Raw genomic sequence first — 12,127 nt, 5'->3', positions numbered from 1 at the left:
CAAAATCCACGCCCTTTATTAAAAAACATGAAGCAGGTGCATATAACAATGGAAGTAAAAAATTATGATGAAATGCTGAACATCAGGACGGAAGGTGAACAAAAAAAATTCAATGATTCTTTGCATTATCATCGATATGAACCTACCCCATACAGCGCATTAGAACAGTTATTCAAAGAATATCCATTGAAAAGAAATGATCGCATTGTGGATTTTGGATGCGGTAAAGGACGCTTGAATTTTTTGATCCATCACTTCTATCAATCATCTGTGGTTGGCGTGGAAATGAATGAAAATTTCTATAAAGAAGCGATCGAGAATCTGAATGGCTACATGAAAAAAAGGAAAAACGACAATAACGATATAGAATTCCACTGTTGCTTGGCAGAAGAATATGATATTGATACGCAAGACAATCATTTTTATTTCTTTAATCCGTTCTCGGTACAGATTTTCATGAAAATCATCAATAACATTTTGCTTTCCTTTGAAAAAGAACCGCGCCAAATCGAACTGATATTATATTATGCTTCACAGGATTATATTTTTTTCCTCGAAAATCAAACTGCCTTCGAGCTGAAAAACGAAGTGATGTTACCTGGCTTGACTGAATCTAATCCTTTTGAGAAATTCGTCATATACCATTTGTTATATTGAATGGATATTCGTTTTTCGGTGATAAAAACACCCAAGCAATCTTTCATGGATGCTTGGGTGCAAAGAGTGAAGCCAATAAAGGCGCTTAATTTAAAGCGGATTGTAAAATCCTTATTACTTTTTTCTTTTTGCATGCTCCTATTCCATTTTTTATCTTTAAATTTTATGCCCTTTTATTTCTAAGGATGAATCACTTTGTCTATGAAGAGCGAGTTTCCAGTTTATAGTTTGTAAGCCATAGTGAACATAAAAAAATTAATTCAAATGCATTGGTAACAGCCGAACTTTCTATGGGAATAGGAATGGCACTTCCAACTATCATGACTATAACCCCTAAAAGCATCCAAATCCAACGTGTTCTTATAAATGTGTAGATGCTAATCACCAATAATATAAAGGTGACAATAAGCACCATTAAAGGTGGGCCCGAAGATTCCTCACTAACATATCTTAAAACTCCATACTCGTAGATTGGTACAAATGTCTTATGCATATTTTCAATAAATTCATAGATGATAAGCCCAGCTGTAAGGAAAAGGAAAAAGTAGGGTGCTATCGTTTTTTTTGTAAAAGGAATATGTATCCTTTTTGCCATTCCCCATCCAAACAAGATCAATGTGGGAGTGATAAATCCATGACTCCAGAAACGTAATGCATTTAATGAGTTTAACAAAGGGCCATCACCAATGAACTTTCCCGAGGCAATAATTAAGTTATCCACGATAAGCCCGAAAGTAACTAGAAGAAGAAAGCTTGAATACGAGAAGAGTTTGCGGTCCTGTCGAAGTAACGCCATTCCCATGATAAAAAGGATCATATAAACGATTGAATAACAAAAATATAAAATAGTATCCAACTACATCACCCCCTATATTGTTTTTTCCGTACTATAATAGAACAAAACATAAAAGTGCCCTTTTAAATATAATTTTAGTTTATTGTGAAATTCATATTCAGGAAAGATTGGAAATACCTATTCGGAGAATATAATAGGTAGGCTTTATATGTGGTTTTTATAAAGGATCAAAGGTCTACATAAGAAACTTTATATTTAAACAAGGATGGAAGCATTGTCAAACCCATAAATAGCGATATTACTGTTAAGCAACTATTGAAATACGTGGTAACCAGCTTCTTTCGCGCCTTGTTTCTTTTTTAGATTAAGTAGAGATGACTTATCCGTCTACATGAGGAAAATGACAAAAAATATTCAAAAGAGAAGGAAGTTAGATGGAATGTTCGTTTTATATAGCCCAAAAGAAAATGAAGAGCAATACCAGTATCTATGTGCGTTAGAAAAAGTACTTAGAAATAAATTTTAGGGATAGTGGGGTATAAAATGAAGAAAGTTATGAAATATATTCTCATTAGTATAATTCTATTAATGATTATCGCTTTCGGCGGCTTTTATATATGGTCAGAACAAACATACAAACCATCAGATGAATTGTATGCGTTAGTTGGAAAGGGGGATATAAAAAAGGAAAATGGGTTTGTCACATTCGAACCAACAAAAAACAAGAAAGTGGGCATTGTCCTGTATCCAGGTGCTAAGGTTGAGCCCGAAGCATACGGTTATTATGCAAAAGAATTAGCGAAAGAGGGATATACAGTCGTTATCCCAGATGTAAGGTTCAATTTCGCTATGTTTGATAAAAATAAAGCGACGGAAGCTAAAGATGCATATCCAGCAGTGGAGAAATGGTACGTTGCTGGTCATTCGTTAGGAGGAGTGGCCGCCACCGCATATGCTTATGAAAATCCAAAAGAGGTGGAAGGGATTATCCTCCTCGGTTCATATCCCAGTGACTCGAATGACTTTTCAAAAATGAAAGTTCCTATGCTATCGTTATATGCAAAATATGATGGGCTATCTACAGTAGAGAAGATTATGAAGACAAAGCACTTACTATCTAAAGAGGCAAACATGCATAAGATAGCGGGGGGGAACCACGGTCAATTTGGTGTATACGGAAAGCAAAAGGGAGATAATGAAGCGACTATCTCAGCTAAGAAACAACAAGAGGAAATGATAGCTGTCACAAAAAAATGGCTTGAACAGAATGGGGAATAAGTAAATTTCATCAACGATTACAACAGTTGTTGTGTTCCTTCCAATTGGTTTGTGGGTGGCATTACTGAAAAGTTCTATTTACCGTTTGCCCTAATTATTTTTTTCTCACTTTTGGTCGCGATTACAATTGTTCCGGTTTTAGCCAAATTTGCATTCTAAAGAGAGACGCCAGAAGAAAGTGAAAGGGCAATTCATAGAGGGTATGGCATTTGATGGTTAAATATTGAATCACTAATTTATATTTTAATCAGTTCAGCCGTAATTCTTGTTGAATCATTCGCCATTCCGTCATTTGGCTTTACATTTATTCCGAATGAAGGTACCAAAACGGTGACGACGTCCATTCAGTTGCCGCCATCCACTTCTCTAGAGAAAACGAATGAGATATCGGTAAAGGTAGAAGAAATATTCGAAATTAAACCGAGATAACCGAAGAGAGAAACAGCTACTCTAATGCAGTTTTATTTAATCTAATCTTTAATAAAAATATAATCTATAAATTATAAACTTGTTTTTGATTGCAAGCCAACTATATAAGAAGAGATTTCAGACTGTAGACAAACTCGATGAAAATCGAGTTTGTCTATTTTTATGTTCCTTGTACTTTTGCAATTAGTGGTGCCATAGATCATTCAGCCTTTACTGCTGTGTGTACGAGGAATTATAGTGAATTTTCATCAATTCGGGAATCGAGAACTATTCAACGAACTATTCTTAAAGTTAACGTATTACAGAGAGGATGGAGAATTCCCACTCGCCCTTTTTAGCCTACCCATCAGAGATTATTGCTCCTCTTTTATCGATTTTTCGTTTTTATGTAATGATGGATAAAGAGAGGTATGCCCTCGCTTCTTTGACTTAGAGACGGAATGGAGGGGTTCAGCAAATTTTAGCTAATATAAATCATTTCTGAACGTTTGTCCTTTCGTTTGTTCTTCAATATTTTTCGTCGCAGAAATAATGAGTAGGTTAATTGGGATAATCTTAGATATGTCATTCTCCTAATCTCTTTTTCCTGAATCACCCTTAATAATCGGGATTGCATCGAAAAACTGATGATAAAAAAGTAAATATTGAAAAAACCCAAGCAATCTTTCATGGGTGCTTGGGTGCAAAGAGTGAAGCCAATAAAGGTGTTTAATATAAAGCAGATTGTAAATTCTTTTGGGGCTCATATCGTTTTTCTATATAAATTTTATGCCAAGTCATAAACGTCAAAATGGTCCAGAGCTTCCGGCTGTTGTCCGCTTTATTATTTACATGGTTTTCAAGTAATTCTATAATTTGCGCTTTATTAAAAAGGTAGTCAGTCGGGCTTTCCTGGATTAACCTTACAGCCCAATCGTGTAACTCATCCTTCAGCCAATGTCGTATCGGAACAGGAAAGCCTAGCTTTTTTCTGCTCCATACATGTTCCGGCACTATCCCGCGGGCAGCTTTTCGGAGCATGTATTTGGTCGTTCCATTTCTCACTTTTTGATCCATATTAAGTTTTGAAGCCGTATTGAAAACGCATTTATCCAAAAATGGAACTCTCACCTCTAAAGAATTCGCCATGGACATTTTATCTGCCTTCAATAAAATATCACCTTTTAGCCAAGTTTGAATATCAATGTTTTGCATTTGGGTTATAGGATCATACCCTAAAGAACTTGAATAGATGGGATTTGTCACTTTCTCATTTTCTAGTCCGTTGAGATAATTCACAAGTAGTCGTTTTTTCTCTTTCTCGCCGAATATGTTTGCGTTCCCGATATATCGGTTTTCTAAAGGTGTCACTCCACGCTCTATAAAACTCTTTCCTCTAACACCTTCTGGCAAAAGAGAGGAAATCGCCTTCAACACTTTGTTCAATGGTGTTGGAAAATAGGAAAACATGCGCAGGGAATGGGGCTCCCGGTATATATTATATCCGCCGAATAACTCATCTGCCCCCTCACCGGACAAAGCGACTTTGACGTGTTTTTTAGCTTCCCGGGCGACAAAATATAGTGGGACGGCAGCGGGGTCCGCTAAAGGGTCATCCATATGCCAGATGATCTTCGGCAGTTCCGCCAAGAATTCTTCAGGACTAATGATATAACTTATATTTTCTACATTCAGTGCGGCTGCTGTTTCCTGTGCAACGTTTATTTCACTATATCCATCTCTTTCGAACCCAACAGAAAAAGTTTTGATCTTAGGGTTAATCTCTTTTGCGATGGAGCAGATAAATGATGAATCAATCCCGCCCGATAAAAAAGATCCAACTGGAACATCACTTCTCATATGGACGTTTACGGAATCCATCAGAGTGTCTTGTATTTCTTTTAGGACCTTTGAATCGTCTATATTGGAAGGGTGAAAAATAGGTTTCCAGAACCTTTTTATATCCATTTTCTTTCCTGGTTCTTTAGTGAAGTAATGTCCAGGTAATAACTTTTCAATATTCTTGGATAGGGTCGATGGTTCGGGAACATATTGAAAACTGAGAAAATGCTGTAATGAATTCACATCCAGCTCGTCATTCATGGCTGTCAAAATACTCTTTTTTTCTGATGCAAAATAAGTAACATCATCTTGCTCACAATAGAAAAAAGGCTTGATTCCAAAGTGGTCCCTTGCACCAAAAAGCTTTAGCTCGATTTTATCCCAAATGACAAAAGAGAACATGCCTCGCAATTTCTGGACAGTTTGCTCTTTTTGGCTACTAAAGAGGGCCAATATCACTTCCGTATCAGAATCTGTCGTAAACTCATATCCTTCATCAATGAGTTCTTTTCTTAGTTCAATATAATTATAGATTTCGCCATTGAAAATGATCCAATATCTTTCATTTTCATATGAAAGGGGTTGGTTTCCATTATCTATATCGATTATGCTTAATCTCCTAAATCCAAAATTCACAAATTCATCAAAGAAATATCCTTCATCATCCGGACCCCTATGGGTAATGATCGTGTTCATCTTCTGAATCGTTTCTTTCATATTTGAATTTATGGCTTTCGGATATTCGTGAATACATCCAACAAAACCGCACATAAAATCCACCTGCCTAATTAATTAATAGTAAGAGATTTCCCAATAACTTTTATTAATATTTTCAAAAAATAGGTACAAAGTTGAATGCCAATGTAAATAGAATGGAATCTCCTAGTCTTCTAGATTAGGTGATTATGATATATTTGTCAATTTTGCTCATAAAATGAATGTATTTGTAATTATGTAAATATGTATCAGAAAAACAACAAAAAGAGACAATCATTATGATTGCCTCTAGAAGAAAAATAAGTTTGCATGCAGTTTTTATTAAAAAAGGTTCCAGTTGATTGGAGGGGGTGCCTGGAGGGAATTCAACGTTTCAATCTTACAAACACTTAAAAAAATCGAGTTTGTCTACAGACTATGATGCCGTAATTAATAAGGCATCCGTCTTATTTCAATAGTTCCGCTCGATGATAAAGTGGGCACGATCGCCTCTAAAGAGAGTTTTAGAGAATTCAATAACCGATCCATCATTCTCATATGTGTATGTTTCCAATGAAAAACAAGGTGAACCGTTCGGAACTTCCAATTTATCAGAAATGGAATCGTCGGCAAGTGAAAACTCCAAGTGCTCGACCGTCTTTTTTACTTTTAAATCGAATTGTGTTTCAAGTACTTTAAAGAGTGATTTTTCACAGGCTTCAATATTTAGCCCGGGTGTTTTATACCAAGGGAGAAAGGCAATTTCATATTGAAGCGGGATGCCGTTCACGTAACGTATCCGTTCCAGTTTATTTACGGGGTCTCCAATATTTTGTTTGAAAAGCTTGGCAAGTGTAGCATTTGCTTCAATCACCTTTAAGCTAATGACCTTTGTTGAAGGGTTTTTACCTTGCATCGTGACTTGCTCAGAGAATTTTTCAACCGTGCTTGTAAGAAATTGCTTCACTTTATTCTCCGAAACGAAAGTACCTTTGCCTTGGACACGGTAAATATAGCCTTCGACGTTCAATTGCTGTAAGGCCGTGCGAACAGTTGTCCTGCTTACTCCGTATATTTTACAAAATTCAGCCTCAGTCGGTAATTTTGTATTTGTTTGATATTCGCCATTTTTTATGAGATCGATAATCGATTCCTTAACTATGGAATGCAATGCCGCTTCTTTATTCATGGTCTCCACAGTGATTCCTCCTATGCTCATTCCCAATATATACATATAGATTATCTCGGATAAGTACAATAATCAACTTTAATTCACAAATTTGTAGTAACAAATTTAAATTTGTGTTGATATTTTTTCGATTTGTAACTACAATGTATGTATGGAGGCAATAATACCCATTTCATCCAAGGGAAGTGATAAAAAAGTAACATCGGTTATTTATAAGAAAACGGTTTCAACTCACTTGAAAATACTGAATAATCAATCATTAAAAAGGGGGGTAATTTCAATGAATATCTTATTATGTTGTTCTGCAGGGATGTCTACTAGTTTATTAGTTACCAAGATGGAGGAAAGTGCTAAAAAACAAGGGGTAGAGTGTCATATATGGGCAGTTGGTTCTACAGAAGTTAACAATGAAATAGATAAGGCCGATGTTATTTTATTAGGTCCACAGGTTAGATATCTTCTTTCCAAGCTACAGGAAGCGGGGAAAGAAAAGGGAATACCTGTCGCAACCATCAATCCGATGTTCTATGGACTATGTAATGGTGAAGAAGTGCTAAAACAAGCCACTACTTTAATAAAAGGAGAATAAGGATATGATGACTTTTATTGATAAGTATATTATGCCTGGGGCGGTAAAGGTAGGAAATAACCGGCATTTGCTTGCAATTCGTGACGCATTGATTGGAATGATAGCGATTACAATGATCGGGTCATTCGCCGTCCTGTTTAATAATCTAGGGCAAGTCATCAAGCCATACGGAAGAATGATGGAGGCCATCTTCGGTCCAGCATGGAATACGCTCGGCGGTGATATTTGGTTTGGAACCTTTGCATTCATGACGGTATTCGCTGTATTCGGCATTTCTTATAAATTGGCACGATCATACGGTGACGATGGTTTTGAAGCGATGCTGGTATCCGCAGCCTGTTTCTTCTTACTATTGCCTCAAATCGGAAATGTAACTTTAACCATCGATGATAAGGATGTTACTGGCGGGGCCTGGGGTTTTGTAAGCGTAAACTATTTTAATGCTACAGCCCTCTTTACAGGAATTGTCGTTGCCTTGATAGCCACTGAAATATTTGTGAGACTGTCCCGCGTGAAGTATTTAGTCATCAAGCTTCCTGATGGGGTTCCTCCTGCGGTTGCCCGTTCATTTGCAAAGTTAGTGCCGGGTATGGCAACGATCTTTATCGCTGGTATATTCGGACTGCTGTTCCGTAAAGCTACGGATGGGCAGGTATTGAATGACTGGTTGAGTAAAGTGATCGTATCTCCATTACAAAGTGCAGTAGATTCATTGCCATTCGCTATTTTACTAGTATTTCTTGTTCATTTATTATGGATGATCGGTTTGCATGGACCCAATATCCTTGGTGGTATAACGACACCGCTTTTTGAAAGTTCAGGAGTGAAAAATATCGATTTATATGCAAAAGGCGTCAAAGACATGGACCAATACGGGGTATTGGCGGGTTCTTTCCTGGATGCATTTGTTTATTTAGGCGGATCTGGTGCAACACTGGGCCTCATCATTGCAATGATCATTGCCGGCCGGAAACGGTATAAACAGATGATTGCACTCGGAGGGGCACCAGGAGTGTTCCAGATTAACGAACCCATTCTTTTCGGATTGCCTATCGTTCTGAATCCAATGTGGTTCATCCCATTTGTTCTCGGCCCGGTAATTACAACGGTGATCTCTTATATCGCGGTAAGCAGCGGAATGGTTTTCCCGATCGTCGCTAAGATTCCATGGGTTACCCCGCCGATTGTCGGTGGATTCCTTGCCACAGGCGGACATGTATCTGGAGCGGTTTTGGCTGCAATCAATCTAGTCATTTCAACAGCTATCTATTTACCATTCGTTTATGCTCAAGTGAAGATAGACACCAAAAATGAAACAAAGCTTACAAAAGATTCAGAAACGCTAAGCCTTTAAGAAAGTAGTGATGAAAAATGGAAAAAGAAGAATTATACCAGCTATCCTTTCAATTGATTTTATATAGCGGGAATGCGAGAAGCTTTGCAATGGAAGCGTTGCAGGAGGCAAAGAAGAAGGATTTTGATTCTGCCCGCGTGAAAATCGCCGAGGCGGAAACGGAATTACTGCAAGCCCATAAATACCAAACCCAATTAATCCATGCTGAGGCAGGCGGGGACTCTTTTGATCTTCCCATTATCCTGGTGCATGCACAAGATCATTTAATGACAGCGATGACTATGAAGGATCTTGCAATTGAAATGATCGATCTACGCGAAGAATTCTTACATGCAGATGCTGTGAAGGAGAGGACTGCTGAATGAGCAAGGGGTTGAAGATCGTCACGATTGGCGGAGGTTCGAGCTATACGCCTGAACTGATCGAAGGTTTCATCAAATATCATGAAGAACTTCCTGTGAGTGAAATTTGGCTCGTGGACATCGAAGCGGGAAAGGAAAAGCTTGAAATTGTCGGAAATTTGGCAAAAAGAATGATTAAAAAGGCTGGTGTGAATATTGAAGTCCATCTCACGCTGGATAGAAAGAAAGCGCTTAAGGGTGCTGATTATGTAACGACCCAGCTTCGGGTGGGGCAACTCGCAGCCAGGGCTCTTGATGAAAAGATTCCATTGAAACACGGAGTGATCGGGCAGGAGACGAATGGACCAGGCGGGCTTTTCAAGGCCTTTAGAACGATTCCCGTCATTCTGGATATTGCTCATGAGATGGAGGAATTATGTCCGGAAGCATGGCTGATTAACTTCACGAATCCTGCAGGAATGGTAACGGAAGCAGTTCTTCGTCACAGTAATATTTCCAAAATCATCGGACTCTGCAATGTACCGATTGGGATGGAACGGGGTGTTGCGGATTTGATGGATGTAGAGCCATCAAGGGTCCGGATCGACTTTGCCGGCTTGAACCATATGGTTTACGGCTTGGATGTATTCGTTGATGGCGAGAGTGTCAAAGATCAAATCATCCATTTGATTACGGATCCAGCTAAAGCCGTCACGATGAAGAATATCCATGCAATGGGCTGGGAGCCGGAATTTCTTAGAGCGTTGAACCTGTTTCCATGCCCTTACCACAACTACTATTATAAAACGGGTGATGTGCTGGCCCAAGAATTGAAGGATGCGGAAAAAGGGGAAACACGTGCAGAGGTCGTTCAAAGACTTGAAACAGGCTTATTCGAACTATACAAAGACCAAGATTTGGCTATCAAGCCGCCGCAGCTTGAAGAGCGCGGAGGTGCGTACTACAGTGATGCGGCTGTGCGGTTGATTTGCTCGATGCATACGGATAAGCGAGATATTCAAGCGGTGAATACGGTCAACCATGGTGCGATTGAAGGCATCCCATACGGATCGGCGATTGAAACCAGTTGCGTGATAACTAAGGATGGTCCTAAACCAATCAATGTTGGAGAGCTTCCTGTCGCTGTCCGCGGATTAATTCAGCAAATCAAATCCTTTGAAAGGGTAGCCATCGAAGCTGCAATTTCGGGGGACTATGATACTGCTTTGCTTGCTATGACGATCAATCCACTTGTTCCAAGCGACCGGGTTGCAAAACTTATCTTGGACGAAATGCTGGAGGCACATAAAGATTATTTGCCGCAGTTTTTTGAAAAAAAGGAGTTGCAGGATAATTTATCATGATTGAAGTCCTTGTAAATGCAGATGATTTCGGGTTAACTAAAGCGGTGAATTATGGGATTTTGGATAGCCATAAATATGGAATTGTCAATTCGGCAACGATCATGATGAATGCGAAAGCAACGGAGCATGCGATTGAAATCGCCAAGAAAACACCATCGTTGAAGGTAGGTATTCACTTAGTCCTGACATGGGGTAAACCTTTGTTGAGTGATGTTCCGAGTTTGGTTGACGAATCTGGTTTCTTTAAGAAGCAAGGTACGGTATATGGGGATCCTGCCGGCATTTCCTTGAGCGAATTGGAGAGGGAGTGGTCAGCACAAATCGAAAGATTTTTGGAATTTGGCCTATTCCCGACTCATTTCGATAGCCACCATCATGTACACGGGATCAAAGCATTTCTACCGGTTATTAAAAAGCTGTCAGATAAATATGGATTGCCAGTCCGTAATGCCGGAAGCCACCTTGCAGGGATTCAAACCGTTACAGATGTTTTCCTGGATGATTTTTATGGAGAAATGGTGGTTGAAGATTACTTTCAAAACTTGAAAGGGAGAGTAATGGATGGGGCGAGTGTGGAGATAATGACCCATCCTGCTTATATGGATGAAGAATTGATGGAGGTTTCCTCTTATAATGATAAACGCTTGAAAGAAACCAGGATTTTGACAAAGGCAAAATTACCTGAGGGATTTTCCCTTAGATTCAGCATTAACCAAGTAAAGATTTGATTTCAAAAGAGGACCATTCATCAAAAGATGAATGGTCCTCTTTTATTGTTAAAATTAATAAGCCAGGCTGAATAGGGCTTTGATGTGTGATAGGTAACGAACATTACTTGCTTCTTTCATCAATGTAGCCGGAAGGCCTTTAAGGGACGTGTTATTGGCCCCGACGGTTGCCACTGCATCCTTACGGCCAAGGCTCGCAAGTGTACCTGAGTTTACAGGTGAGAATTCTTCAAGTTTCTTGCCTTCAAATGCTGCATATAGGTTGTATCCAACGAGCTCACCCATTTGCCAAGCATTTTGTGCAGTAGGAGCGTATGGACGGCCGCCTTCTGGAGGGAACGCAACGGCACTGTCGCCGACAACGAATACGTCTTTATGGGATTTGGATTGCAAATACTCATTGACGGTTGCTTTGCCGCGATCCACTTCAAGGCCTGATTCGCCTACGATAGGAAGAGCCGCAACTCCGCCTGTCCAAACAAGCGTATTGGCCGTTATCGTTTGTCCGTCTTTCAATTCGATTTGATTTCCTTTAACACCCGTTACAGGCAGACCTGTCAGGAATTCAACGCCGCGTGCTTCCAGGCTTGTCATGGCACGTTCGATTAAGTGATCAGGCAGGACCGGAAGGATTTTTGGACCAGCTTCCACAAGCTTGATTTTCAAGTCCTTGAAGTCCACTCCGAACTTTTTGGAGATTTTAGGGAAATGATCCACGATTTCACCGATTAACTCAACGCCCGTCAATCCGCCGCCGCCGATCACGATGGTTGCGTCCGCTTCATTATTCGTTTGAGAATATTCGCGGATGCGATCTTCGATATGTTTGTAAATCTTGTTAGCATCATTAACGGATTTCAAGACCATGCTGTTTTCCTCAAGTCC

Annotated in this window: 11 protein-coding genes; 7 read left to right on the top strand and 4 right to left on the bottom strand. The window is 39.3% G+C overall.

Annotated features, from left to right (window positions below; translation table 11 throughout):
• The first annotated feature begins 48 nt into the window (after positions 1 to 48).
• Positions 49 to 657 carry a methyltransferase gene (locus ACFX4H_RS06765; RefSeq protein WP_249597812.1) on the top strand — a complete coding sequence of 203 codons (609 nt, stop codon included), beginning with the start codon at positions 49 to 51 and terminating at the stop codon, positions 655 to 657.
• A gap of 199 nt (positions 658 to 856) precedes the next feature.
• On the opposite strand, the gene ACFX4H_RS06760 is transcribed toward ACFX4H_RS06765, so the two are convergent.
• Positions 857 to 1,513 (bottom strand): hypothetical protein, encoded by a 657-nt coding sequence (locus ACFX4H_RS06760; RefSeq protein WP_377434794.1) that lies wholly within the window; start codon positions 1,511 to 1,513, stop codon positions 857 to 859.
• Between the two features lie 483 nt (positions 1,514 to 1,996).
• Here ACFX4H_RS06760 and ACFX4H_RS06755 point away from each other — a divergent pair, with 483 nt between their 5' ends.
• A complete protein-coding gene (locus ACFX4H_RS06755) occupies positions 1,997 to 2,731 on the top strand; it encodes an alpha/beta fold hydrolase (RefSeq protein ID WP_377434791.1) in 735 nt (244 codons plus the stop codon).
• A gap of 1,137 nt (positions 2,732 to 3,868) precedes the next feature.
• On the opposite strand, the gene asnB is transcribed toward ACFX4H_RS06755, so the two are convergent.
• Both asnB and ACFX4H_RS06745 read right to left on the bottom strand, forming a co-directional pair.
• Complete coding sequence (gene asnB / locus ACFX4H_RS06750; protein ID WP_249597809.1) at positions 3,869 to 5,752, bottom strand: asparagine synthase (glutamine-hydrolyzing); 1,884 nt, start codon at positions 5,750 to 5,752, stop codon at positions 3,869 to 3,871.
• A 397-nt stretch (positions 5,753 to 6,149) separates the two neighbouring features.
• Positions 6,150 to 6,866 carry a GntR family transcriptional regulator gene (locus ACFX4H_RS06745; protein ID WP_377435277.1) on the bottom strand — a complete coding sequence of 239 codons (717 nt, stop codon included), beginning with the start codon at positions 6,864 to 6,866 and terminating at the stop codon, positions 6,150 to 6,152.
• A gap of 280 nt (positions 6,867 to 7,146) precedes the next feature.
• Here ACFX4H_RS06745 and ACFX4H_RS06740 point away from each other — a divergent pair, with 280 nt between their 5' ends.
• From ACFX4H_RS06740 to chbG, 5 genes are read left to right on the top strand one after another with little or no spacing between them, the layout of a single operon-like run.
• Positions 7,147 to 7,455: a PTS sugar transporter subunit IIB gene (locus ACFX4H_RS06740; protein WP_048684685.1), complete on the top strand. Its 309-nt coding sequence runs from the start codon at positions 7,147 to 7,149 to the stop codon at positions 7,453 to 7,455.
• A gap of 4 nt (positions 7,456 to 7,459) precedes the next feature.
• Positions 7,460 to 8,809 (top strand): PTS sugar transporter subunit IIC, encoded by a 1,350-nt coding sequence (locus ACFX4H_RS06735; RefSeq protein ID WP_034313464.1) that lies wholly within the window; start codon positions 7,460 to 7,462, stop codon positions 8,807 to 8,809.
• A 17-nt stretch (positions 8,810 to 8,826) separates the two neighbouring features.
• On the top strand, positions 8,827 to 9,174 hold the full coding sequence (locus ACFX4H_RS06730) for a PTS sugar transporter subunit IIA (protein WP_034313462.1): 348 nt from the start codon (positions 8,827 to 8,829) through the stop codon (positions 9,172 to 9,174).
• Positions 9,171 to 10,514 (top strand): 6-phospho-beta-glucosidase, encoded by a 1,344-nt coding sequence (locus ACFX4H_RS06725; RefSeq protein WP_377434789.1) that lies wholly within the window; start codon positions 9,171 to 9,173, stop codon positions 10,512 to 10,514. The genes ACFX4H_RS06730 and ACFX4H_RS06725 overlap by 4 nt, the downstream gene beginning before the upstream one ends.
• Complete coding sequence (gene chbG / locus ACFX4H_RS06720) at positions 10,511 to 11,242, top strand: chitin disaccharide deacetylase (protein WP_098936619.1); 732 nt, start codon at positions 10,511 to 10,513, stop codon at positions 11,240 to 11,242. Before ACFX4H_RS06725 ends, chbG begins: the two co-directional genes overlap by 4 nt.
• A 54-nt stretch (positions 11,243 to 11,296) precedes the next feature.
• Here chbG and ACFX4H_RS06715 read toward each other — a convergent pair.
• Positions 11,297 to 12,127 (bottom strand): NAD(P)/FAD-dependent oxidoreductase (locus tag ACFX4H_RS06715; protein ID WP_377434786.1); only part of this gene is annotated, 831 nt, incomplete at its 5' end.

This window comes from Peribacillus sp. YIM B13477 (assembly GCF_042787955.1).
Lineage (GTDB): Bacteria > Bacillota > Bacilli > Bacillales > DSM-1321 > Peribacillus > Peribacillus frigoritolerans.
Note: the sequence above shows the minus strand (reverse complement) of the source record. Positions and strands in the feature narration are given on the sequence as shown.